The organism is Nocardiopsis eucommiae (assembly GCF_965344335.1).
GTDB classification, from domain to species: Bacteria; Actinomycetota; Actinomycetes; order Streptosporangiales; family Streptosporangiaceae; genus Nocardiopsis; species Nocardiopsis eucommiae.
This window is the reverse complement of the sequence record NZ_CBDRIY010000048.1, coordinates 1-22,320: the sequence shown is the minus strand read 5'-3', so window position 1 is coordinate 22,320 and position 22,320 is coordinate 1. Positions and strand designations below refer to the sequence as shown.

Sequence of the window (22,320 nt, the reverse complement as noted above, 5' to 3'; positions counted from 1 at the left end):
GATGCTGACATGCCGGACACCCCCGAACCCTCCGGCTCGTACGAGCCCGAGCACCCTCGCCCCGCGTCACCCTCCCTCTCCGCCACCCGGGCCCCCGCCGTCAGACGCTCCCCCGTGGACACCGCGGTCACCACCGTCGTGCCCCCGGTCGCGCCCACCGCCGAGCCCCGGTCCGCTCCCGTCCGCAACTGCGTGGAGCTGCGCGTGCACGGGGTCAGCGGCGGCCAGGCCGAGGAGCTCCTGGACGTGGAGCCGGCCATGCGTGTGGGCGGCGACCGGCTCGCGGGCTTCTTCCGCTGGCGGCGTGAGCCGGACACGCAGAGCGTCCCGGGGGTGCGGCGCGAGATCTTCGCCTGGGGCAACCTGACCTCGGGCAGCTCCACGCGGGCGTTCTGGCTCCTGCTGCTGCCGTTCATGATGCTCAACGTGGCGTACTGGATGCGGCCGGGCCGGATGGACCGGGGCCAGACCGGGGTCCGCAGGGCGGCCAGCATCGCCTACGGGGCGGGGGTGCGGCTGCTGGCGCTGTCGCTAACCGTGCTCATCACCCTGGCCTCGGCCGGGATCGGAATGGACCTGGTGGGCTGGCAGTGCGCGGGGCTGGGTGAGACCTGCGTCCAGGCGCGTCCGTGGCTGGCCTTCCTGGCCGCACCCTCCTCCCCGCTGTCCGCGCCGGGGTGGGGCCTGCTGGTGGGGGCGGTGCTGCCCGCGGCGGTGATCGTGGTGCTGTGGCGGCTCTCCCGGAGAACGGCCGCCGACTACGAGGTGGTGACCGGCCCGGTGCCGCCGGACCACTCCGAGGACGCCCCGCTGAGCCACCCGGACTTCTGGCGCAACAGCGAGATCATGGCCCGGCTGAGGTCGGCGCACATCGCGCTGGCGGTGGGCACGGTCGCGGCCCTGCTGCTGGTGCCCGCGTTCCAGTACGACCTCTCGGCCCGGGGCGGGGGGTCGGCCGCCGAGCCGGGTCTCTGGTGGCTTGGGACCCTGCTGGCGCTCCTGCTGGCGACCGTGGCGGCGGCGAGCACCGCGAGCGTCCTCGTGCCCGGGCTGGACCCCCGGTGGAACGCCCGGGCCGACCGGTTCTGCCGGGTGCTGCGGGACACCATGCTCGTCCTGGTGTTCGCCGTCGCGCTCTACACGGTCTGGCCGCGCCCCGGCTGGGTGGCCGAGGGACGGCTCCCGGGCAGCGGCACCATGCTGAACACGCTCTTCGCCATCCAGGGCGCACTGGTGCTGATGCTGCTGGTGGCGGCCCTGGTGCTGTTCGCGGTGGACCGCCCGCACGAGCGCACCGCCATGCGCGGGCTGGCCGGTCCGTCGACGGCGGCGCTCGGGACACTGCTCGGTGGCGGGTTCTCGGCCGCGCTGGTGTACCAGGGTTCCCTGTGGTTGAGCGGCTGCGGCCCCGTGAGCGCGCCCGAGGCCGGATGCCTGGCGCTGTCGCCGCCGACCGCCTACTCGTGGTTGCAGCTGGCGTTCGCCTTCGAGGCGGTGATCGTGCTGGCCGTGGTGGCGGTCCTCGCCCTGCGCCTGCGCGGGGCGGTGCGGGCGCAGCTGCCCGAGGTGACCTCGCTGTACTCGCGGAGTGTGCGGGACCGCCGGACCTGGGACATCGCCAGGGCCAGGGCGGCCGGTCGGATGACCGAGGTGCTGCCCACGGTGCTCGCCGCGCTGCTGCTCCCGGTGGTGCCCCTGGTGGGGCTGGCGCTCTACTCGATCATCAGCGGGAACCTGGTCGCCGGTCCGGTGGACGCGCCCATGGCCGTGGCCGGGGAGTTCCAGGGGGCGGTCCAGAGCGCGTTGGACGCCCTGGTGGGGGTGGGGTCGCTCCTCGGCGGGGTCAGCCTGGTGGCCCTCGTGTGGATCGGCCGGAGCGCCTACCGGGACCGCCCGACCCGGCAGGCGGTGGGCGCGGTGTGGGACGTGGGGACCTTCTGGCCGAGGGTCGCGCACCCGCTGGCCCCGCCCTCCTACGCCGAGCGCGCGGTGCCGCAGCTGACCGCGCGGGTGGCGAGGATGGCCGGGGAGGGCACGGACGTGGTGCTCTCCGGCCACTCGCAGGGGTCGGTGCTGGCCGCCGCGACCGTGTGGCAGCTGCCCCGGAGCTGCCGGTCCCGGGTCCGTCTGATCACCCACGGCTCACCGCTGGACCGGCTGTACGCGCGGTACTTCCCCGCCTACTTCGGACCGGCGTCCTTCGCGGACCTGACCGGGAGGGTGTCGGCCTGGCGCAACCTGTGGCGGGTCACCGACGCCATCGGCGGTCCGGTCAGACGCCGTGGCGCCGGTGCGGACGACGGCGGTGCCGAGGTGTCCCTGGAGGTGGTGGACCAGGCCGAACCGCTGCCCGACCCGCGCTCCTACGACGCCCCGCCCGGGGAGGCCAGACGCCCCGAGATCCTGGGGCACAGCCACTACACGAGCGATCCGGCCTACGCGGAGGCGCTGTCGGAGGTGCTGCCTCCGGTGCCCTCGGCCCGGCACGGCGGATGACCCCGCCCCCGGGAGCCGGGGACGGCGTTCACCCAGGGACGGGTGCCACCGGAGGCCGGAGGGTTCCGCCGCTCCGGGTTACCAGGGCCCGTAGGGGCCGTTGTTCTGGTTGCCGCCCACGCCCTTCACGGCGGGACGGACGTCCAGCAGGAAGATGAGGGTGGCGACCAGACCCAGGATGACGAACATGCCGGTGCCGGTCAGAACGGCGAGCAGCGAGACGCCGGAGGCCACACCGGTGAGGATCACCCACAGCTTCTTGGTCTGCTTGTCCATGACCACGAAGGCCTGCTCGGGTGTCCTCAGGGCCTCGATGAACGCGTACAGGCTGGCCACGAACGTCACGAGGTAGATCAGCTGCCAGATCCAGAAGAACAAGACTCACTCCAGTCGCCACACGCGTCCGAACGGGGTTCCGCCCGCTCTCCACGTTAAACGGACCGGACGCGGGGATCGTGCCCGAGAGAGGGGGAGATCACGGACCGGGTGCGCGCGGGGTGGTTCGGACCACCCGGCGCGGCGTGCGCGACGGTCAGATGGGGATGTGCCAGAGACAGGTCACGGTGGCCAGCAGGAAGGCCGAGGCACCCATGATCACGGCGCCCGCGTGGTACGGGAGCTCGTCGTCGGGACGCAGGAGCCGGTTGACCCGGCGCATGACGGTGGGTTCGGCGGCGTGCACGGCGGCCATCGCTCCGGCGGGCACGGGCGCGGGCCCGGCGGCGCCGAAGCGGAGCAGCGCCATGGCGAGTTCCCGTGAGGAGCTCCGGCGGCGGGCCTGGTCGTCGGCGCACATCTCGATGAGCAGCGCGACGCTCTCGTAGTAGGTCCGCACTAGGCGCACGCGGGGGAAGGCCCGCTTGAGGGAGGAGAACGGGAGCAGGACGAGGTCGTGGCGTTCACGCAGGTGGGCGTGCTCGTGGGCGAGCACCGCGGCGAGCTCGCGGGTGTCGAGCACCTCCAGGGCCCCGGCGCTGATCACCACCTGGGAGCGCAGCACCCCGGGCAGGCAGTAGGCGGCGGCGGCCGGGTGGTCGACCACGCGCGCGCCCGGAACGTCGGGGTGTTCGCTGGCCACCAGTTCGAGCAGGTCGTGGTGGCGTCTGCGGACCCTGACCACCTGGACGAAGGAGGCGACGAGCCCGGAGAAGAGCACGAGGGTGAGCGCGGCCGCGAGCACGACGGCGGCGAGGTGGCTCAGGCCCTCGATCCCCTGCGAGAACTCGGAGACGATGAACTGGCCGGTGAGGAGGTCGGTGGCGGCGGCCAACAGGCCGCCGGCGGCGCCGAGCTCGTAGGAGGACAGGCCGTAGGCCAGCAACGCGCCGATGGTGGACACGCCCCAGGCAAGGCCGAGCGCCTGCCAGGCGATGACCGCCGTGTAGGGACCGCGGGAGGGCCACTTCGCCCGGTGGAGTGCTTCCATGGCGACGAGGCAGCTGACCGCGACGAGTGTGAGGAGGGCGGCACTGACCATAGGGGCTAGTTCCTTGGCTGCTCGATTTCCGCGAGTGCGCGACGAAGCGCTTCAGCCTCCCCACCGTCCATGGACTGGACGAAGGCGGCCAGGGCCGCGTCGCGGTCAACCGTCTGACCGAGCGCGTCGAACATCAGCTCCGACACGTAGTTCTCACGGCTGGCCGCTGGACGGTACCGCCACGCACGACCTTCGCGTGCCCGGTCGACGACCTTCTTCTTGGCCAGTCGGTCGAGCACCGTCATGACGGTCGTGTGGGCCAGGTCCCGATCAGCGAGAGCCTTTCCGACCTCACGAACCGTCATTGGTTCGTTGCGTGCCCACAGTACATCCATCACCGCGCGTTCAAGTTCGCCAAGCCGATTCATGTTCACAAGTCTACGACCAGTAGTACTACTCGTCGTGGCACCCCCACGTTAATTCGGGATGGCTTTCGGGGAAGGGGATCGGGACCCCGGGGAAGGCCCCGTCTACCGCGCCCCCGGGCGTCCGACGTACGCTCCGTTCCATGGGACACCGGCATCCGAGCAAGCTCAAGAACCCTGAGGTGAGTCACGCGCGTGCCCGCTGGCTGCTGCGCGCGGAACTCGCCGGGTGTGACGCCTGCCGCGCCGAGGGCGACGAGGACGCCCTGTCCGACCTCGCGTCGGGCGGTGTCTTCGACTCCCTGATCACGGGTTTCGTCCTGTCCCGCGTCCAACAGTGGCACTCCCCGAGCCGCCCGTCCCAGTACCCCGCCACGGTGTACCGCATCGCCCCCATCGACGAACGCGACTTCTGGCGGCCCCCGACCCAGCACTGCATGCGCGTGTGCACGGTGACGGGGGCCGGGGGCGACGGCGTGGACACCCTCCCCGCACTGCGGGAACTGCGTCTGATGTCGGCCCGGGACCGCTCCCTGGTCCTGGACGACGTCATCGACGGTCTGGCCGAAACGGAAGGTTGACCTTGAATCCCGTGCTCCGGCTCCCCCTGCTGCCCGATCCCGGCACCCGCATGTCCCCCAAGCACGACAAGCCCATCGTCGGTCAGTGCGAGAGGTGCGGTGAGTACCTCAACGCGGGGGTGCGCACCTGCCCCAACTGCGGGCACTACAACGGCTGAGCCGTCCGCCCGGGGGTGTGCGCCCCCGGGCCCTCCCCCGGGCCGTTCCGGCTCGGGTCACCGGCCGGGGTCCGCGATCGGCGCCGGGTAGCCCTCGACGCCCTCCCCGTCCCCCTCCGTCCAGGGGCGGTGCGCGCCCGCCCCCGACAGTTCGGCGAGCTCGGGGACGTACCGGCGCACGTAGACGCCCTCCGGGTCGAAGCGCCGCGCCTGACGGGAGGGGTTGAAGGCCCGGTTCGGCCGGGTGTCGTTGCCGGTCCCCGCCGTCCACTGCCAGTTCCCGTACTCGTTCGCGACGTCCCCGTCGGTGAGGTGCGCGTCGAAGTGCGCGGCCCCCTCGCGCCAGTGCACCGACAGTGTCCTGGTGAGGAAGGCGGCGGTGATCATGCGGGTGCGGTTGTGCATGAACCCCTCGCGGAGCAGCTGCCGCATGCCCGCGTCCACGATCGGCACGCCGGTCCGGCCCTCCTTCCAGGCGGCCAGCGCCTCCGGGTCACGTCGCCACTCGCGGTCCCGCGCCCGGTAGTCGCGGGTGTTGATCCACGGGAAGGCCGCCGTCACCTGGTGGTGGAAGTCACGCCAGGCGAGCTGGCGCACGTACGCGTCGCCCCCGGGCAGGTCCCGGGCGGCGGTGGCGACCTCCAGCGCGGAGAGGCAGCCGAACCTGAGGTCGGCGGAGAGACGGGAGGTGGCGGCGCCGGGGAGGTCGTCGTTCCGGTCCCCGTAGTCGGCCAGGCCGCCGTCCGTCCAGGAGCGCAGGCGTGCGCGTGCCCGGGTCCAGCCGCCCGCCTGCCGTTCCGGGGCCAGGGAGCCCACCCCCGCGGAGTCGTCCGGGGTGAACGGGGCGCCCGGGTCGAGCCCCTCGGGCAGTTCCAGGCTCTCGGGCGCGGGCAGCACCGCGCGCCACGGTTCCGCCTCCCAGGCCCGCCAGTAGGGGGTGAAGACCTTGTAGTGGTCACCGCTGGCGGGGGTCACGTCGCCGGGTGGGACCACCGTCAGCCCGGGGTGGGTGCACACCTCCAGCCCGGTGGCGCGCAGGTCGTCCAGGCGCCGGGTCGCGAACCGGCTCACGCCCGCGCTGAGGTGGACGGCTCGGGCGCCGGTCTCCCGGGCCAGCTTCCCGACCTCGGTGGCGGTGTCTCCCCGGCGCAGGAGGAGGTCGCCCCCTCTCTCCCGCAGGCCCGAGCGCAGGTCCGCGAGGGCCTCGCCCAGGTAGGCGCGGCGGTTGCGGGCGGCGCGCGCCAGGAGCCCGGGTTCGAGGACGAAGAGGGGGACGACCGGCCCGGGGGTGCGCAGGGCGGCGCTGAGCGCGGGGTGGTCGTGCGGGCGCAGATCCTGTGTGAACAGGACGATGACGGGGGTGCCCACGAAGGACTCCTTCACTTTGCGAGACCATCACACTACCGGGCGTGTTCCTTGGTGGTTACACGGCGTCGGAGGGGGTAGGGCCCCACCATGAACCCGCCTCCCCGACCGGTCGTCGGCGTCTCCAGCTGCCTCATCGGGGCACCCGTGCGCTACAACGGCGGGCACTCGCGCTTCCGCTTCCTCACCGACGAGCTGGATCGGCACGTGGACTGGCTGCCGATCTGCCCGGAGGCGGAGATCGGGCTCGGTGTGCCGCGCCCCACCCTGCGGCTCCAGGAGCGGGCGGACTCACCCGGCGAGAACCGGGTGATCTCCAGCAAGGACGGCGCCGACCACACGGAGGACCTCGCCCGGGTGGCCGACCGACACCTGCGGGAACTGCGCCGTCTGGACGGCTACGTGCTCAAGAACAAGTCACCGAGCTGCGGCCTGTACGCCCTTCCGGTCTTCGACGACCACGGTGACCGGCAGCGCGGGACCGGCCGGGGCGCCTTCGCCGCCCGACTCACCGCGCTCCTGCCCCACCTGCCCGTCGAGGAGCAGGGCCGCCTCTCCGATCCCGTCCTTCGGGAGCACTTCGTGGAGCGGGTGTTCGCGCACGCACGGCTGCGGACCCTGTTGGAGGGCGCGTGGCGTCCGCGCGACCTGGTGGCGTTCCACACCCGGCACAAGCTCCAGTTGATGGCGCACTCACCGGACGGCTACCGCGAGACCGGCCGGATCGTGGCCCGGGCGGGAGGCGGCGACCCCGAGGAGGTCGCGTCCGCCTACGCGGAGGCCTTCCACCGGACCCTGGCCGTCAAGGGCAGCCGGGGCAGGCACGCCAACGTGCTCCACCACCTCTTCGGGATGATCAGCCCGATGCTGGACGACTCCCGCCGACACGACCTGCTGGCCGGGATCGAGGAGTACCGGGAGGGGCAGGCGCCGCTCAGCCTGCCGGTGGCGCTCCTCCGCCACCACTGCGCCGCCGAGGCCGTGACCTGGGCCAACGAGCAGACCTACCTGCGCCCCTACCCCGAGGCCCTGCGGCTGCGACACCCGGTGGCCGTCTGACAGCCGGAGCCGGACCGGGAGACGGTCCCGGGGGAAGGGGACGGATGGGGGGTTCGGGGGCGGCCCCGACAGTACGCCGCGAATTCCGAGCACAGTGAACACATTCGACTACAGTGGGTCACAGTTCTCGGCCGCGTGGTGCGCGGTTCCCGGTTGCCCCCGACCCCCAAGGTCCTCGACGTGTTCGTCACCATGCCCCGACGCGCCGCAGTGCTCGTCTCCTCCTGCGCCGTCGTGCTGCTCGCCACGTCGCTGGCCACCGCGCCCCCGGAACACCTGGTCGAGAGGATCGGCCACCACCTGTCCGCGCCCGAACCCGAACTGACCCACGGCCACGCGATCCTGCCCCAGGAACTCGCGCCCCCTCCCGCGCCCATCCCCCACCCCGGTCAGGTCGCCGTCTGCGAGGAACCCGGCCGCGACCAGGTCGTCCACCTGCCCGACACCGGAACTCCCGACGGCGAGGGGCGGCCCCTGTGGATCCGCCGCCCTCCCGGCCCCGACAGCACCGACCTGCCCGTCCTCTACCTGTTGCACGGGTCCGCCTCCTCCCACCGCACCCTGATGGACGCCGACCTGGGCGCCCATCTGGACCGGCAGATGTGCCGCTCGGGGGTCGAGTTCGTCGTCGCGGCCCCGTACGGCCAGGAGAGCGGGGGCTCCACCACCGAGTGGGGCGACGCCCACGACGGCCGCTTCGCACTGGAGAGCTTCGTCACGCGGGACACCGTAGACGCGGTCGAGGGAGAGCACCCGCGCCCCCGATCGCTGCGGGCGATCGGCGGCTTCTCCATGGGCGGCTACGGCGCGGCCGCCCTGGCGCTGCGCCACCCCGACCTCTACTCCCAGGCGGTCGGCTGGGCGGGCTACTACCGCGTGGACGACCCGCACGGGACCTTCGGGAAGGACACCGCCCCGCACTCCCCCGACCTCCTCCTCGATGCGGAGGAGGTGCGCGACCTCCGGTTCATGCTGGTGGAGGGGCGCGCGGACCACACCCCGCTCCAGGAGGGGAGCATCCAGGGGGAGGCCGCACGCTTCTCGGCACTCCTCACCGAACACGGTATGACGGTCGACACCCTTCGTCCCCGTGGCGGCCACGACCTGGAGACCTGGCGGAGCACCTTCCCCGAGACAGTGGACTTCCTGGTGTCCGGGTGGACGGCTACACCGTGATTCCCGCCGGGTCAACCCCGGCCCCCTCGGACGGTGCGGTGGGGAACAGTGTGTACCTTCGTCGCTGTTGACGACTACGGCTCGCACACTCGTTGCTGACACGACTCGGAGGAACCACCGGTGTCCGGACCCCTGCCGCTGGGACAGAAGACGGCGGTTCCCTCAAGGATCGCGACCGTCAGTCTGCACACCTCCCCGCTCGACCAGCCCGGCACCGGTGACGCGGGAGGCCTCAACGTGTACGTGGTCGAGGTGGCCCGGCGGATGGCCGAACGCGACGTGGCCGTGGACGTGTTCACCCGCGCGACCAGCGCCGACCTCCCCCCGGTCGTCGAGCTCGCACCGGGGGTGAACGTCCGGCACGTGCCCGCCGGACCGTACGGCCGCCTCGACAAGAACACCCTCGCGGACCACCTCTGCCCGTTCGTCTTCGGCATGCTGCGCGCCGAGGCCCAGGGCGACCCGGGCCACTACGACCTCGTCCACGGCCACTACTGGCTCTCCGGCAAGGCCGGGGTCATGGCCGCCCGCCGGTGGGGTGTGCCCATGGTGCAGTCCATGCACACCATGGCCCGCGTGAAGAACGCCGCGCTGGCCGAGGGCGACTCCCCCGAGCCGGAGGCGCGGGTGCGGGGCGAGGACCAGCTGGTCCGCCAGGCCGACCGGCTCATCGCCAACACCGACGACGAGGCGCGTCAGCTCACCGGCTTCTACGGCGCCCGCAACGAGCAGATCAGCACGATCCCGCCGGGGGTCGACCTGGAGACCTTCACCCCCGGTGCGCGCACGGAGGCGTTGGAACGCATCGGATTGCCGCGCGACGCCGAACTCCTCCTGTTCGTGGGCCGCGTCCAGCGGCTCAAGGCCCCGGACGTCCTCATCCGCGCCGCCGCCGACCTGCTCGAACGCGACCCCTCCCTGCGCTCCCGCCTGGTGGTCGGCGTGGTCGGCGGGCTGTCCGGGGGCGGCCGGAACGAACCCGGGCTGCTCACGGACCTCGCGCGTTCCCTGGGGGTCGCGGACGTGGTGCGGCTGGAGCCGCCGCAGGACCGGGCTCGCCTGGCCGACTACTACCGGGCCGCGACGGTGACCGTGGTCCCCTCCTACTCCGAGTCCTTCGGGCTGGTGGCCGTGGAGTCGCAGGCCTGCGGCACCCCCGTGCTGGCCGCCCGTGTCGGCGGCCTGACCACGGCGGTGGCCGACGGTGTCTCCGGGGTTCTCGTGGACGGGCACGACCCCCGGCACTACGCCGCCGAACTGCACCGGATGATCACCGAACCGGCCTGGCGTGCCAAGCTGGCCGGAGCGGGGCCGCGGCACGCCGCGACACTGGGGTGGTCGCGGACGGTGGACGAACTCCTGGACGTGTACCGGGACACCCTCAACCCGCGCGACCTCCGCCTGGCCGAGGCCCGTTGACGGGGGCGGAAGCGAAGCGACGAGAGGCGAGGACGTGGCAGCGGAAACAGAGCGCGAGAGCGCCGTCAGGGCGATCACCGAGGCCGTCACGGAGGCCGGACTGGAGGTCGAACGCCCCCGCGAGGGGTCCTTCCTGGTGACGATTCCCGGAACGGCCAAGCTCAGGACCATGGTGTGGCTGGAGGCCGGTCCGCACAGCCTCACCCTCACCTCGTTCTTCTGCCGCCAGCCCGACGAGAACCACGCGGCGTTCTACCAGTGGCTGACCCGGCGCAGCTCGGACATGTACGGGATGGCGTTCGTCTCGGACGACGTCGGGGACGTGTACGTCCGGGGACGCCTGCCGCTGGGCGGGGTGACCCCCGCCGAGGTGGACCGGCTGCTGGGCTGCGTGCTCACCTACTCCGACGAGAACTTCAACACCGCGCTGGAGCTGGGCTTCGCGACGGCGATCCGCAAGGAGTGGAAGTGGCGCCTCGCGCGCGGCCACGACACCCGCAACCTGAGCGCGTTCGCGCACCTGGCCGAGCCGGCCCCCGAACAGTAGGCCCCGCCGTGGGCGGCCACCCGGGCGGGATCGCTAGGCTGGCTCCCATGGGAACTCTGGTACTGCTTCGACACGGCGAGAGTGTCTGGAACGCGAAGGGGCTGTTCACCGGCTGGGTGGACGTGGACCTCTCCGCGCAGGGCGAGGAGGAGGCCCGCCGCGGCGGCGAGCTCCTCAAGGCCGCCGGGGTGACCCCGGACATCCTGCACACCTCTCTGCTCAAGCGCGCGATCCGCACCGCGAACCTCGCGCTGGAGACCGCCGACCTGCACTGGCTGCCGGTCGAGCGCTCCTGGCGCCTCAACGAGCGCCACTACGGTGCCCTCCAGGGCAAGGACAAGGCGCAGACCCGTGAGGAGTACGGCGACGACCAGTTCATGGTCTGGCGCCGCTCCTACGACACGCCCCCGCCGCCCATCGCCGACGACGACCCCTACTCGCAGGCCGGGGACGCGCGTTACGGGCTGCTCCCGCCGGAGCTGCTGCCGCGCACCGAGTGCCTGAAGGACGTCCTGGACCGCGCCCTGCCGTACTGGTACGACAGCATCGTCCCGGACCTGGCCGCGGGCCGGACCGTCCTGGTCACCGCGCACGGCAACTCGCTGCGCGCGCTGGTCAAGCACCTGGACGGCATCAGCGACGCCGACATCGCGGGGCTGAACATCCCCACCGGCATCCCGCTGGTCTACGAGCTGGACGACCAGTTCCAGCCGACCAACCCGGGTGGTACCTACCTCGACCCCGAGGCCGCCAAGTCCGCAATCGAGGCCGTGGCCAACCAGGGCAAGAAGTAGTCCGGACACCGACCCCCGTGCCCGCACCGCCGACCGGTGGTGCGGGCACCGTCGTGTCCGTGGTCAGTAGACCAGGGCCTGGGCGCCGTCCCGGAGGGTCTCCTCCACGAAGGTGGCCGCGCCCGCGATGCGCACGCCCTCCAGCAGGTCCTGCTGGGTGAGTTCCCTGCGGGCCGCGCACTGGGTGCACACCGTGACGGCACCGCCCGCGAGCACCCCCGCGAGCAGGTCCCGGAGCGGGGCGGCGTGGGGAAGGGCGAACTCCTCGGCCCGCCCGGGCACCGCGAACCACGAGGCCTCGCCGGTCAGCCAGAGCGACACGTCCACGCCGCTCGCGACCGCCGTCGCCGCGACGGTGAAGGCCTGGTTGCAGCGCTCCGGGGAGTCCTCACCGGCCGTGACCTTGATCACCAGGGAACGAGTCATGCGGTCAGCCTACTCAGAACGCGGCGGCGGTCACGACGGCGCCCGAGATCGCGCAGAGGGCGAAGGCGACCAGGAGCAGGATCGCCTCGCGGCGACGGGGTGAGACGCGGGCCGGCCCCTCCTCCACGCCGTGCTCGACGCTGAGCGGGGCGCCCTCGGAGGCGACCAGCACCACCCGGCCGTCGCGCACGTCGACCTCACCGGTGACGCGCACGCGCGCGCCCTGGCGGATGATCCACTCGCGGTACTCGAACTCGATGGTCTCGCCCCGGAAGACGCCGGAGATGCGGCCGCGCACGCGCGGCAGGAGGTCGTCGGCGGCGGCGGCGACCCCGGGCTGGGGGCGGCCGACCAGGCGCTTGAGGCAGAGCTCGGGGTCGCGCGGCTCCACGCCCGCGGGGTCGACGTAGACGCGCTCGACCACCCCCGTGCGGTCCTCGGCCACCAGCCCGAAGAGCTCGTCGGAACCGTAGTCCGCGATCGAGTCGCAGGCCCGCTCGGTGACCGCGCCCTCGGCGCGGTCGCGGACCAGCGGACGGTAGTGGCGGAGCACCTCGTGGCCGTGCCACACGCACTCGGCGCCCGCCAGCCCGGACTCGATGGGACCGGAGGGCCCGCCGGCGGCCACACCCGTGAGCGTCACCCTCTGGCCCCTGAGGGGCACCAGGGCGCTGGGCAGGAGCTGGGCCAGCCCGCGCTGCCGCAGCCAGCGGCGCAGCCCGACGACGGTCAACGGCAGGAGGACCACCGCGACGGCGAGCAGCGCCACACCGATCACCATGAACACAGGCAGCCCCTTAGTAAGCGCGTCGGAGGTCAAGGACGACTGCGGGCGCCGAGCCCCAAGGACACACCGCGTCTGCTGACAATCTTTACCAGTTCTCCGGGAAAGCGGGGCCAATTGGGCATGTCCAGTCCAAGGCTCCTCGATGCCGCGGATCGCACACGGCCGGGGCGTCACCGGAGGGGTCCGGGCGCCGCCGAGCAGGGCGTGTGTCCGCCGAGCATGCCCTAGGCTCGTTGGCTATGGATGCTGAGGTACACCCCGATCTGGAGAAGCTGTCGTTCCTGTTCGGACGCTGGGAGGGCGTCGGCGTCGCCGGTTACGCCGACGAGGAGGAACTCCAGTTCGGTCAGGAGGTCGAGTTCGTCGTCAGGGACGGAGCTCCGTACCTGGACTACCGGAGCCGGGCCTGGCGGATGAAGGCCGACGGGACGCTCGGAGAGCTCATCACCGAGGAGTCCGGCTACTGGCGTGCCCTGTCCGAGGAGGACACGGCGCGCTACGCCAAGGACGACGAGAAGAACATCATCCACCTGGAAGTGCTGATCGCCCACAACGAGGGCTTCATCGAGTCCTACCTGGGCAACGTGTTCGCGAACCGGGTGGAGATGGCCACCAACGCGGTGGTGCACACCATCACCGGTCTGGAGGTGCAGGCCTCGCACCGCCTCTACGGGCTCTTCGGTGAGGACCGGGACACCCTCGGCTACGCCTGGGACCTGGCCGCGCGCGGGCACGACCTGCGCTCGTACATGTCGGCTCAGCTGAAGAAGGCCGGAAGCAAGTAGCCGTACGCGGCCTTCGCGGTCGCGCTCCGACCCGTGGTCGGGGCATGGGCGAACCCCGGGCTCTGTCCCGCGTGTGCGGGGCCGGTCGGACCAGGTCCGGCAGCCCGGGGTTCGGGTGTCCGTCAGGTATTCGCGCGAACGACGTCGAGCGAACGCTCGGCGTCGCCCTAGCGGACGGCCACCTCGCCAGTCCTTGAATGAATCATCTCTCGGACCACCTCCTTTCCTGCGTGCTCCGAAGGTACGTCCCGTGGCCGGGGTGGGGCAAGTGATTTTCGGAGCTCCGTCCTCCCTGTTCAGAAGGGGTGCCGCGGGGCGTTTGGCGGGCCGGATAACCTCGGTTCCATGACTTCGCCGCTGCTGACCACACCGGGTGCCGTGAGCGCCGACAGCCCCGACTCCGACGTCGCCGCGCACTACGGCGACCCCTCCCACGAGGCCCGCGCGATGGAACGCTCCAGTGCCTGGGTCGACCGGAGCAACCGTGGCGTGGTGCGCGTGACCGGACCGGACCGCCTGAGCTGGCTCAACGACATCACCAGCCAGCTGACGCGGGACCTCGCCCCCGGTGTCGCCACCGAGGCCCTGGTCCTGGACACCCGGGGCCACCTGCGCCACCACCTGTCCCTGGTGGACGACGGTGCGGCGACGTGGATCCACACCGAACCCGGCGGCGGCCCGGCGCTCGCGGAGTTCCTGGACTCGATGGTGTTCACGCTGCGCGTGGAGGTCGAGGACCTCTCCGACGCGTTCTCCGTGCTGACCGTGCTGGGCCCGGAGCGCTCCCGGGTGGCGGCCGTGGCCGAGGGCGTGCTGAACCGCGCCGCCGAGGACCAGATCGACCTCCTCGTGCCCTCCGGCGACCTCGTGGCCGTCGCGGAGGGGCTCACCGCCGCCGGGGCCCGACCGGCGGGCATGTGGCCCTACGAGGCGCACCGGATCGCCGCGCACCGCGCCCGTCCGGGGCTGGACTCGGACGAGCGGTCCATCCCGCACGAGATGGACTGGATCGGCTCCGCCGTGCACCTGGAGAAGGGGTGCTACCCGGGCCAGGAGACGGTGGCGCGCGTGCACAACCTGGGCCGCCCGCCGCGCCGCCTGGTCATGCTGCACCTGGACGGCACCGTCGAGCGGCTGCCGAAGCTGGGGAGCGACATCGAGCTGGACGGGCGCAGGGTGGGCCGGGTCGGGACCTCCTCGCGCCACCACGAGCTGGGCCCGATCGCCCTGGGCCTGGTCAAGCGCACCGTCCCCGTCGACGCCGACCTGGTCGTGGACGGGATCGCCGCGGGCCAGGAGGTCGTCGTGGACCCGGACACCGGCGCCAACGCCGACCTGAGTGACTTCCGGGGCAGGCCCAGGTAGTCGGACGGAGGGGCCGCTGACCGGTACCGGTCCGCGGCCCCTCCGGAGTCCGCGCGGTCCTCAGACCGTGAGGACGATCTTGCCCCGCGTGCGGCCGGTCTGGTTCAGGCGCCAGGCCTCGGCCGCCTCCGCCAGCGGGAACTCACGGTCGACGTGCACCTTGAGCGCGCCCCCGTCCGCCAGGGCGGAGAGTTCCACCAGGTCGTCGTGGTCGGGCCGGACCCACACGTACTGCCCGCCGTCGGCGAGGACCCCGGGGTCGGCGATCGAGACCACTCGGTCCCGGTGGTCCGTGACCGGCAGGGCTGCCACCCCGCCGCCGACGAAGTCCAGGACCGCGTCCACGCCCTCGGGCGCGAGCGCCCGCACGCGTTCGGTGAGTCCGTCCCCGTAGGTCACCGGTTCCGCGCCCAGCGCTCGGAGGTGGTCGTGGTTGCGCTCGCTCGCCGTACCGATGACCCTGGCGCCCCGGGCGACCGCGATCTGCACCCCGAACGCCCCCACGCCGCCAGCGGCGGCGTGCACCAGCACCGTGTCACCGGAGCCCACCGAGACGCGCTTGAGGGACTGGAGGGCGGTCAGCCCGGCCAGGGGTACCCCGGCCGCCTCCTGCCAGTTCAGCGAGGCGGGCTTGGGAGCGATGAGGCGCACGCTCGCGGAGACCAGTTCGGCGTAGGTGCCGTTCTTCGCCCAGTCCTTGCGGAGGTACCCGTAGACCTCGTCCCCTACGGCGTACTCCCCCGCGTCGAACCCGACGGCCTCGACCACACCGGACACGTCCCACCCCGGTACGAGCGGGAAGCCCGCCTCCATGACGGGGTCCAGGCCGCCCGCCGCGAGCTTCCAGTCCACCGGGTTCACCCCGGCCGCGCGCACGCGGATCAGGACCTCCCCAGGGGCGACCTTGGGATCGGGCAGGTCCACCAGGGCGAGGTCGTCGGCGGATCCGTACTGCTGTAGTGCTATTGCCTTCATGTCGGGTGACAAGGCGGTGACCGGAGGATTCATTCCGTCCGCACGCGACCGGGCCCGGTGGGGATTCCCACCGGGCCCGGTCGTGTGCGGCGCCGTGCTCCCGGGTACTGGCGCGCCAGGTTACTAGCGGAGCGCGGCGGCCAGGCGCTCGTCGTGCAGGCGCTCGCCCCAGGCGGGGGGGAGCGGGTTCAGCTGACCCACGCGCCAGCGCAGCAGGAGGTCGGCCAGCTGCGGGTTGCGCGGCAGTGCCGGGCCGTGCAGGTAGGTGCCCAGGATCTGGCCCTGGAAGGCGCCCTCGGTGTGGTCGTCGTTGCCGATCCCCTTCACCGTCGTGGACAACGGGCGGGCCTGCGGGCCGATCGCGGTGCGCCCCTGGTGGTTCTCGAAACCGGTGATCCGGCCGACGCCCAGTGCCGGGTCGACGTCGGCGACGATCTCCCCCACCGCGCGGGTCTGGCCCCGGGTGCTGCGGATGTCGAGGATGCCCACGCCCGGAAGCGGGTTGGCCTCGTCGTCGCCGTAGCTCTCACCGATGATCTGGTAGCCGGCGCAGACCGCGAACACGCAGGCGCCGCGCGCGGCGGCCCTGGCCAGCCCGCCGTCGGCGCGGAGCCGGTCGGCGGCCAGGATCTGCGGGCGGTCCTCGCCGCCGCCGAGCAGGTAGATGTCGCCCTGCTCGGGCACCGCGTCACTGGAGTGGACGTGCACGATCTCGGTGGGGATGCCGCGCAGTTCCGCGCGGCGCTTGAGGATCAGGACGTTGCCCTGGTCCCCGTAGGTGCTGAGCAGGTCGGGGTAGATCCACACGATCCGCAGGGCGCTGCTGGTGTTCGACATGGGTGTCTGTCTCCTACTGGACGCGGCCGTACGCCGTGCGGATCTGCTGGAAGGCTGTGTAGTTGGCGATGACGTCGACCTTGGTGATGTCGGGGCGCTCGGCCTTGAGCTTGGCCAGCACCTCGTCCACGCGGTCGGCGACCTCGAAGGGCACCTCGTCGGTCTCCAGGCGCAGCGCGAGGTCCGTCCGGCGCTCGCCCATGACGAACACCCTGCGGTCGCGCAGCACCGTGTAGTCGACGTCCCAGAGCCAGGAGGTGTCCTTGCCGTCGGGGATCTGGGCGTTCACGGCGAGGATCACGGGGACGCGGGGCGGGTCCAGGACCGCGAAGGACTCCAGCCAACCGGCCGGGTTCTTGGAGAGCAGCAGGCGGACCTCGACACCCATGGTGACCACGGAGGTGTAGCGCCCGGCCACCGAGGTGACCTCGCGCAGCCGTTCGATGGTGCGCTCGGGGTGCATGCCGTAGCCGGCGGCCGTGGCGGCGGCGATCGCGGCGTTGGCGCGGTTCGCGTCACCGGGCAGGTTCATCCGGAGCTTGATCTGCTGACCGTCGGGGGCGACCAGCACGTCGTTGTCGTTGTCCACCGCCCAGGTGGCCCGGGGGCGCGACAGTCCGCACTCGGGGCACTCCCAGTGCGGGTCGACGTCGCGCTTGAGGTGACCGCCGCACTCGGGGCAGCACCAGGAGTCCTCCTTCCAGCGCTGCCCGGCCGACACCCAGGTGGCGTTCGGGGCGCCGAGCCCGGCCCAGGCCACGAGCGGGTCGTCGGCGTTGGCGATGACGTGGGTGTTGGTCTGCGCGAGGGCGGTCCGCCACTTCTTCGCGAGCAGGTTGATCTCGGAGGCGCGGTCCATCTGGTCGCGGCTCAGGTTCATCAGGACCACGAAGGAGGGGTTGGTGGCCTTGAGCACCTGCGGGAGGTACTTCTCGTCGACCTCCAGCACACCGTTGACCGCCGACTTGTTGTCGGACAGGGCGGTGATGTGCCCGGTGGGCATGTTCGCGCCGTACTCGTTGGTGGCGACGTCCCCGAACTCGCGCAGGGCCTGCGCGATGAGCCGGGTGGTGGTCGTCTTGCCGTTGGTGGCGCTGACCAGGGCCAGGCGACGTCCCTGGGCGAGCTTGGCGAGCAGGTCCGGCTCGACCTTGAGGGCGACGCGCCCACCGATGACGGAGCCGTCTCCGCGTCCGGTGGCCCTGGACAGGCTGGCTGCGCTCCTGCCCAGTACCGAGGCCAGTTGGGCGCGCAAGGGAAGCTCGCTCATCAATTCTCCACGATCGGTAGATCACCCGCACGAACGCGCTTCGGCGGCGGGCGATGTGTCGGGCCAAGCTTATTGTCCACCGAACCTCAGACCCGCCAGTCCAGACGCTCGGGCGGCGGCCCGAGGTTGGGCGGGACCTTCTCGGGGTCGGTGCCGCCCACGGTCCCGGCCGCCCCGACGGCGTCGTGGACGACGGATCCGCTGGTCGCCCCGGGGGTGTCGTCCGGAACGGCGCGGTCCGGTCGGAGGGCGCCCTTCGGCGCCGCGGTGGCTCCGGACGGCGCGGCGCCGCCCGTTGGCGACTCCCGGAGATGGCCGTCCCCTGTGCCGCGTCGGGACACCGGCGCTCCCGTGGTGGCCCCGTCGCCACCACTCGGCTCAACGTTCCCGCTGGTCCCGGTGTTCCGGTTGTCGTCCACCGTGGCGAGGGTGGCCGTGGACAGGGTGAGGATACCCGGGTTGGTGTCGGCGAGGATCGGTCCGCCCGGCGTCAGGACGAGGGCCGCGGTGGACGGCAGCCCACGCAGGGACCGCGCGTCCAGTGCGAGGGGGCGCGATCCCGGCCCCTCGTCCTCGTCGGGCCGCACCGGGGTGTCGATCTCGGCGGCCTGGCTGGTGACCCGACCCCACACCGTGGTCGATCTCACATGGCGGACCAGGTCGAGGGGGGCGATCGCGGCCGTGGCGTTGCGGATCAGCGCCCCGGACTCGGTGTGCGGGGAGGGGAAGAGGAGGTCGTCGTCCTCCTCGTCCTCGGCCGGTTCCACCACCGTGCCGCCCACGGCCGCGCCGATCACCTCGGTGAGCCGGTGCACCTCCAGGTCCCGGGGGTCGGAGGCCGCGGCGGCCGCCGCCACCGCTCTCCCGACCTTCTCCGCGTCGCCGTCCAGGCCCATCACCACCGGAAGGCAGGCGGGGTCGGTGAAGCGCTCCAGGGCGGCGGGGACGGCGGTGCGGAAGAGCAGGACCACCTCCACCCCGCCCTCCGAGGCGGCGGCCAGGACCTGGTCCACCTCCTCGGCCGGGAGGGTCTCCGCTCCGCAGACGACCACGCTGCGGGTCCGTGACGGCCGGGCCCTCGGGCGGAGTCCGGTGACGGCGGGTTCCGGCGAGCGCGCCTCCAGGAGTTCGCTGAGCGCCGCCACGGCGTAGGTGCCGTAGACCCGGGCCGCGCCCTCCCCCGAGGCCCGGTCCGTGGAGATGATCTTGACCTGGGCGTAGGCCCCGTCGTCGGCCCGGGTGCCCACGGCCTCGAAGGGGCTGAGCCGGTTCTCCAGCGTCCAGGCACGTTCGCGTACCCCCGGATCGTCGGCGCACCGCTCGCGCACCCGGGCCCGCTCCTCCTCGGAGAGCAGGGCCAGGGCGGCGTCGTCCTCGGCCGTGTCGTCCTCGGGGGTGACCAGGGCACGCAGTCCGCCGATGAGCCGGGCGACGCCCACGTCCGGGCCGAGCACCTCCAGCAGGCGCAGCAGCAGGGTCTCGTCCGCGTCGGCGTCCTCCAGCCGCCCGGAGGCGGCGGCCGCCGCCGAGAGCACCCGGGCCCGCTGCCCGGCGTCCAGGTTGGTGCCCAGGGTCATCCTGGGCAGGTCGGCCGGGAGGACCCAGTGCCGGGGCCCCACCGCGCAGCGGCGGGCCAGCCGGACCAGTTCGCTGGTGACCGAACGCCCGGTGAGGTCCACGACGGTGAGGTCGCCGCCCTCGCGGAGCCGGGAGATCCCGACCGTGGTGAGCAGTGCCGACCATCCGGCGTCACCGCCGCCGACCACGAGGACCGACGACACGCCCGGGGGCACGGTCACGCCGTACCAGCGCGGTTGGGCCTCGTAGGCGCGTGCGGCGGCCTGCCACTCGGTGTACCGGCGCGCGTGGGCGCGCTGCTGGTCGTGCAGGGCCCGCTCCCGTGCGGCCCGTTCCTCCGCCAGGCGCGCCTGCGCGCGTTCGAGCCGGGTGGCCATCACCTGCCTGCTCTGGAGCAGCGCGAAGACCAGCGGCGCCGCGATCGCCGCGCAGGCGCACACCCCGCCCAGGGCCAGGCTTCCGGGAAGGATCCTCAGGGTCCACAGCAGCGGGCAGAGCAGGGCGAACAGCCCGAGCCCGGCCAGGGCGTAGTGGAGCGGCCGGTTGGTCTGGGCCTCGCTGTCGAACTGTCCGGCGACCCACTCCTGGCTCAGGGTCTCCGCGTCCCCGGGCGCGGGGCGGCGCGGGGCCGGTCCCGGCGGCGGCAGCACGACCCTGTGCCGCCAGCCGAGGTAGGTGCGTCCCGCCGCATCTCGGGGCGTGCTGGCCGCGGCCGCCGACGACCGTGGTGTGGGCACCGTCCGAACACCTCCTCACCGGCGGGGGGAGTACCGCCGGGATTCCTTCACGCGGGGGTTCCGGCCAGGGGTCGGAGGTCGGGGCTGGGGGCCCGCGCCCGGCGTGCTTGCCACGGGCCGTGCGCCTTCGCGGGGGGACGTCGGGGGCGTCCGGACCCTCCGGAGAACACGAACCGTGACCTTCAGTGAATCAGGGCTGCCCACCGCTTTCCAGTCCCCGTCCCCACCTGTGGACAACCGCCACCGCCCCACCGGGAGGAACCCGCTCGAAGCGTCGCCCTACGCGAGGGGCGGATGTTTCCGACGCCAGGACGGGGCAGGGAACAGGGGGACCGAGGAACCAGCGATCGGTTCCGCACCAAGGAGGTGGCCCCCGTTCCGGAACAGCTCGCGGCTCCGCTTCCCCTGGCGTTCACGACGGCGACCGGCCTGCTGCTCGCCTCTCTGGTCGCGTGCCTGGTCATGGCCCGCAGGTGGAGGCGGCGGCACCAACCGCCGTCCGAACGGGCATCCACCGACCGGGCCCTGACCTGCGAGGAGCGCCGTTCCGTCGCACCGTACCTCCGTTCCGGCCGGTCCGCACCCGACCCCGAACGGGCCCGGCGGACGGTCGCCGCCGCGCGGGAGCTCCGGAGGGGGTGGGAGAACCCGTGGAACCAGTGCGGATTCCTCCTGTACCTCACCTGGTTGGCCCTGACCGTCGGGCACATGGTGTGGAGCGGGACCGCGTCCTCGGGAGCCCTGGGCGTCTTCCTTCCCGTGCTGGCGCTGCTGGCCGTGGTCTTCGTGGTGAGACGGCGCCGGGTCCTCGGTCGGACCCGCCAGTCGGAGCGGGCCAACACGGCCCTCGCCGCCCTCGCGAAGGCCCCGGAGCGCCCACCCGGCGGGGACGGGCTCCGCAAGCCCTACTGACGAAGGTGGTCGAACGTGCCGGACACGCTGCTGAGGGCGTTACCCCTGGTCCTCGTCGTCGTCTTCCTGTCAGCGCTCCTGTACACCCTGGCGCGCTCACGTCGATGGCGACGCGAGCACGGGGCGTCGAAGCCGCCGCTCGTGGACCCCGAGCTGACCCGGTTCGGGACGCCCTTCTCCCCGACGCGGGTCCGGGCGGCCCGCCTGGTGCGGGAGGGGTGCGTCGCCGACGACCCCGCCACGGCGTACGTCGTCGTCCTGCTCGCGGAGCGGGAGCTCGGAACACCCGAGGACCCGTGGCGGTCACGCTCCCTGGCGCTGTTGCTCCTGGTTCAGCTCCAGCTGGTCCTCTCACAACTGATCAACCGGGGAGCCGGAACGCTCTTCATCCTTCTGGCCCTGGCCCTGCTCGTGGGGTGCACGGTGGCCTTGGGCTGGCTGGGCGAACGGAGCGCGCGGAGACGGCGGGAACGGGTCGAACGCGCGCTGCGCCTCAACCGCGCCCCGGCCGCCGGGTTCCACGGGGCCCGGAGGGCTCAGGGGGAGGAACCGACATAATGGTGGTGGCCTCGCGCCCGGGGTTCCGGGAGGGGCCGCCTGGGCCGCCCTCCCCCACCCCCGTCACGCGCGCCCCGCCCAGGTGCTTCCGGGCGTGGCGGTCGACGAGGAGTCCCCATGGTCGGCCAGGCACTCGTCGTGCAGGTGATCGCGCTGGTGTTCCAGAGCGCCGGAGCGGTCTCACTGATCCTCGCCCTGCTCTGGAACCGCCGACGGGGACGGTTCGGCTGGAGCGAACGCGCCCGCGCCCGCCTGGCGCCCGGGTCGGCGGAGCGGCGCCGGGTCCGCCCCTTCCTTCGCGACGGGACGGCTGCCCCCGACCCCGAGCTGGCCCGTCTCACCGTGAGAGTGGCCGAACACCGTGTGCGCTCGCTGGAGAACCCGTGGCACGTCCCGGGCACGAGCCTGTTCGCGATGGGGGCCGGACTCTTCGCGTTCGCCCAGTTCCATTCCGCCTACGGATTCGGCCCCCTCGCCTGGTGGGGGCTGGCCCTGTGCGCGCTCGCGGTCAACGGTCCCCTGGTCCGGCGCATCGCGCTCGACCGGGCGCGACGGGCCCTGGCGGCCAACCGGGAGCTGGCGGAGCCGCACGCGGACTCCGAGGAGCCCCCGGAGCACACCGGGGCCCGGGAGCGCTGAGGCGGGCGCGACGG

23 protein-coding genes are annotated in these 22,320 nt (G+C 72.9%); 13 read left to right on the top strand and 10 right to left on the bottom strand.

Translation table 11 applies throughout. From position 1 onward, the window contains the following. Positions 1-9 precede the first annotated feature (9 nt). Positions 10-2,496, top strand: a complete 2,487-nt coding sequence (locus tag ACRWK8_RS23680) for a hypothetical protein (protein ID WP_431872907.1) — start codon at positions 10-12, stop codon at positions 2,494-2,496. Positions 2,497-2,574: 78 nt separating this feature from the next. Here ACRWK8_RS23680 and ACRWK8_RS23675 read toward each other — a convergent pair whose 3' ends face one another. The 3 genes from ACRWK8_RS23675 to ACRWK8_RS23665 all read right to left on the bottom strand — a co-directional run bounded on the left by ACRWK8_RS23675 (position 2,575) and on the right by ACRWK8_RS23665 (position 4,341). After that, positions 2,575-2,874 (bottom strand): DUF2516 family protein, encoded by a 300-nt coding sequence (locus ACRWK8_RS23675; RefSeq protein WP_017544166.1) that lies wholly within the window; start codon positions 2,872-2,874, stop codon positions 2,575-2,577. 154 nt (positions 2,875-3,028) lie between these two features. Beyond that, on the bottom strand, positions 3,029-3,973 hold the full coding sequence (locus ACRWK8_RS23670; RefSeq protein WP_378737936.1) for a M56 family metallopeptidase: 945 nt from the start codon (positions 3,971-3,973) through the stop codon (positions 3,029-3,031). A 5-nt stretch (positions 3,974-3,978) separates the two neighbouring features. Further along, on the bottom strand, positions 3,979-4,341 hold the full coding sequence (locus ACRWK8_RS23665; RefSeq protein WP_352387983.1) for a BlaI/MecI/CopY family transcriptional regulator: 363 nt from the start codon (positions 4,339-4,341) through the stop codon (positions 3,979-3,981). 140 nt (positions 4,342-4,481) lie between these two features. On the opposite strand from ACRWK8_RS23665, the gene ACRWK8_RS23660 reads away from it, so the two are divergent. Together ACRWK8_RS23660 and ACRWK8_RS23655 are read left to right on the top strand one after the other, a co-directional pair. Beyond that, positions 4,482-4,919 carry a hypothetical protein gene (locus ACRWK8_RS23660; RefSeq protein ID WP_352387985.1) on the top strand — a complete coding sequence of 146 codons (438 nt, stop codon included), beginning with the start codon at positions 4,482-4,484 and terminating at the stop codon, positions 4,917-4,919. Between the two features lie 2 nt (positions 4,920-4,921). Then, complete coding sequence (locus ACRWK8_RS23655) at positions 4,922-5,077, top strand: hypothetical protein (protein ID WP_352387987.1); 156 nt, start codon at positions 4,922-4,924, stop codon at positions 5,075-5,077. Between the two features lie 57 nt (positions 5,078-5,134). Here the strand turns inward: ACRWK8_RS23655 and ACRWK8_RS23650 are convergent, their stop codons facing one another. Further along, positions 5,135-6,445, bottom strand: a complete 1,311-nt coding sequence (locus tag ACRWK8_RS23650; protein WP_431872906.1) for a cryptochrome/photolyase family protein — start codon at positions 6,443-6,445, stop codon at positions 5,135-5,137. Between the two features lie 87 nt (positions 6,446-6,532). On the opposite strand from ACRWK8_RS23650, the gene ACRWK8_RS23645 reads away from it, so the two are divergent. The 5 genes from ACRWK8_RS23645 (at position 6,533) to ACRWK8_RS23625 (ending at position 11,437) form a co-directional block, all read left to right on the top strand. Further along, complete coding sequence (locus ACRWK8_RS23645) at positions 6,533-7,501, top strand: YbgA family protein (protein ID WP_431872905.1); 969 nt, start codon at positions 6,533-6,535, stop codon at positions 7,499-7,501. A gap of 180 nt (positions 7,502-7,681) precedes the next feature. Further along, positions 7,682-8,677, top strand: coding sequence for an alpha/beta hydrolase (locus tag ACRWK8_RS23640; protein WP_431872915.1), 996 nt, complete (start codon positions 7,682-7,684; stop codon positions 8,675-8,677). Between the two features lie 120 nt (positions 8,678-8,797). Then, the gene (mshA, locus tag ACRWK8_RS23635) at positions 8,798-10,096 is read left to right on the top strand and encodes a D-inositol-3-phosphate glycosyltransferase (RefSeq protein ID WP_431872904.1); all 1,299 of its coding nucleotides are present in this window, start codon (positions 8,798-8,800) and stop codon (positions 10,094-10,096) included. 34 nt (positions 10,097-10,130) lie between these two features. Then, the gene (locus tag ACRWK8_RS23630; protein WP_378737945.1) at positions 10,131-10,643 is read left to right on the top strand and encodes a type III secretion system chaperone family protein; all 513 of its coding nucleotides are present in this window, start codon (positions 10,131-10,133) and stop codon (positions 10,641-10,643) included. Between the two features lie 47 nt (positions 10,644-10,690). Continuing rightward, positions 10,691-11,437, top strand: a complete 747-nt coding sequence (locus tag ACRWK8_RS23625; RefSeq protein ID WP_378737947.1) for a phosphoglyceromutase — start codon at positions 10,691-10,693, stop codon at positions 11,435-11,437. Positions 11,438-11,500: 63 nt separating this feature from the next. Here ACRWK8_RS23625 and ACRWK8_RS23620 read toward each other — a convergent pair whose 3' ends face one another. Both ACRWK8_RS23620 and ACRWK8_RS23615 read right to left on the bottom strand, forming a co-directional pair. Next, positions 11,501-11,863 carry a DsrE family protein gene (locus ACRWK8_RS23620; protein WP_431872903.1) on the bottom strand — a complete coding sequence of 121 codons (363 nt, stop codon included), beginning with the start codon at positions 11,861-11,863 and terminating at the stop codon, positions 11,501-11,503. A gap of 13 nt (positions 11,864-11,876) precedes the next feature. Further along, positions 11,877-12,644, bottom strand: a complete 768-nt coding sequence (locus ACRWK8_RS23615) for a hypothetical protein (protein WP_378738316.1) — start codon at positions 12,642-12,644, stop codon at positions 11,877-11,879. 245 nt (positions 12,645-12,889) lie between these two features. Here ACRWK8_RS23615 and ACRWK8_RS23610 point away from each other — a divergent pair, with 245 nt between their 5' ends. Beyond that, positions 12,890-13,435: a nitrobindin family protein gene (locus tag ACRWK8_RS23610; protein ID WP_378737951.1), complete on the top strand. Its 546-nt coding sequence runs from the start codon at positions 12,890-12,892 to the stop codon at positions 13,433-13,435. A gap of 345 nt (positions 13,436-13,780) precedes the next feature. Next, positions 13,781-14,800 carry a CAF17-like 4Fe-4S cluster assembly/insertion protein YgfZ gene (gene ygfZ / locus ACRWK8_RS23605; RefSeq protein ID WP_378737953.1) on the top strand — a complete coding sequence of 340 codons (1,020 nt, stop codon included), beginning with the start codon at positions 13,781-13,783 and terminating at the stop codon, positions 14,798-14,800. A 60-nt stretch (positions 14,801-14,860) separates the two neighbouring features. On the opposite strand, the gene ACRWK8_RS23600 is transcribed toward ygfZ, so the two are convergent. The 4 genes from ACRWK8_RS23600 to ACRWK8_RS23585 form a co-directional block, all read right to left on the bottom strand. After that, entirely contained in the window at positions 14,861-15,775 is a 915-nt protein-coding gene (locus tag ACRWK8_RS23600; protein WP_431872914.1) for an NADP-dependent oxidoreductase, read from the bottom strand. A gap of 123 nt (positions 15,776-15,898) precedes the next feature. Further along, on the bottom strand, positions 15,899-16,612 hold the full coding sequence (locus ACRWK8_RS23595; RefSeq protein ID WP_352388091.1) for a type 1 glutamine amidotransferase: 714 nt from the start codon (positions 16,610-16,612) through the stop codon (positions 15,899-15,901). Between the two features lie 13 nt (positions 16,613-16,625). Then, complete coding sequence (locus ACRWK8_RS23590) at positions 16,626-17,882, bottom strand: Mur ligase family protein (protein ID WP_378737957.1); 1,257 nt, start codon at positions 17,880-17,882, stop codon at positions 16,626-16,628. An 86-nt stretch (positions 17,883-17,968) separates the two neighbouring features. Next, a complete protein-coding gene (locus ACRWK8_RS23585) occupies positions 17,969-20,197 on the bottom strand; it encodes a hypothetical protein (protein ID WP_431872902.1) in 2,229 nt (742 codons plus the stop codon). A gap of 366 nt (positions 20,198-20,563) precedes the next feature. Here ACRWK8_RS23585 and ACRWK8_RS23580 point away from each other — a divergent pair, with 366 nt between their 5' ends. The 3 genes from ACRWK8_RS23580 (at position 20,564) to ACRWK8_RS23570 (ending at position 22,306) form a co-directional block, all read left to right on the top strand. Continuing rightward, positions 20,564-21,109: a hypothetical protein gene (locus tag ACRWK8_RS23580; RefSeq protein ID WP_431872901.1), complete on the top strand. Its 546-nt coding sequence runs from the start codon at positions 20,564-20,566 to the stop codon at positions 21,107-21,109. A gap of 15 nt (positions 21,110-21,124) precedes the next feature. Continuing rightward, a complete protein-coding gene (locus ACRWK8_RS23575; RefSeq protein WP_378737963.1) occupies positions 21,125-21,667 on the top strand; it encodes a hypothetical protein in 543 nt (180 codons plus the stop codon). 117 nt (positions 21,668-21,784) lie between these two features. After that, positions 21,785-22,306: a hypothetical protein gene (locus ACRWK8_RS23570; RefSeq protein ID WP_431872900.1), complete on the top strand. Its 522-nt coding sequence runs from the start codon at positions 21,785-21,787 to the stop codon at positions 22,304-22,306. Positions 22,307-22,320: the final 14 nt, after the last annotated feature.

What these genes read in the sequence shown, in the direction of transcription:
- ygfZ (WP_378737953.1), top strand. Translation starts at nt 13,781, where the DNA reads ATGACTTCGCCGCTGCTGACCACACCGGGTGCCGTGAGCGCCGACAGC.
- ACRWK8_RS23670 (WP_378737936.1), bottom strand. Translation starts at nt 3,973, where the DNA reads ATGGTCAGTGCCGCCCTCCTCACACTCGTCGCGGTCAGCTGCCTCGTC.
- ACRWK8_RS23590 (WP_378737957.1), bottom strand. Translation starts at nt 17,882, where the DNA reads ATGAGCGAGCTTCCCTTGCGCGCCCAACTGGCCTCGGTACTGGGCAGG.
- ACRWK8_RS23660 (WP_352387985.1), top strand. Translation starts at nt 4,482, where the DNA reads ATGGGACACCGGCATCCGAGCAAGCTCAAGAACCCTGAGGTGAGTCAC.
- ACRWK8_RS23665 (WP_352387983.1), bottom strand. Translation starts at nt 4,341, where the DNA reads ATGAATCGGCTTGGCGAACTTGAACGCGCGGTGATGGATGTACTGTGG.
- ACRWK8_RS23645 (WP_431872905.1), top strand. Translation starts at nt 6,533, where the DNA reads ATGAACCCGCCTCCCCGACCGGTCGTCGGCGTCTCCAGCTGCCTCATC.
- ACRWK8_RS23615 (WP_378738316.1), bottom strand. Translation starts at nt 12,644, where the DNA reads ATGGTGATCGGTGTGGCGCTGCTCGCCGTCGCGGTGGTCCTCCTGCCG.
- ACRWK8_RS23625 (WP_378737947.1), top strand. Translation starts at nt 10,691, where the DNA reads ATGGGAACTCTGGTACTGCTTCGACACGGCGAGAGTGTCTGGAACGCG.
- ACRWK8_RS23600 (WP_431872914.1), bottom strand. Translation starts at nt 15,775, where the DNA reads ATGAAGGCAATAGCACTACAGCAGTACGGATCCGCCGACGACCTCGCC.
- ACRWK8_RS23620 (WP_431872903.1), bottom strand. Translation starts at nt 11,863, where the DNA reads ATGACTCGTTCCCTGGTGATCAAGGTCACGGCCGGTGAGGACTCCCCG.
- ACRWK8_RS23680 (WP_431872907.1), top strand. Translation starts at nt 10, where the DNA reads ATGCCGGACACCCCCGAACCCTCCGGCTCGTACGAGCCCGAGCACCCT.
- ACRWK8_RS23570 (WP_431872900.1), top strand. Translation starts at nt 21,785, where the DNA reads ATGGTCGGCCAGGCACTCGTCGTGCAGGTGATCGCGCTGGTGTTCCAG.
- ACRWK8_RS23595 (WP_352388091.1), bottom strand. Translation starts at nt 16,612, where the DNA reads ATGTCGAACACCAGCAGCGCCCTGCGGATCGTGTGGATCTACCCCGAC.
- ACRWK8_RS23610 (WP_378737951.1), top strand. Translation starts at nt 12,890, where the DNA reads ATGGATGCTGAGGTACACCCCGATCTGGAGAAGCTGTCGTTCCTGTTC.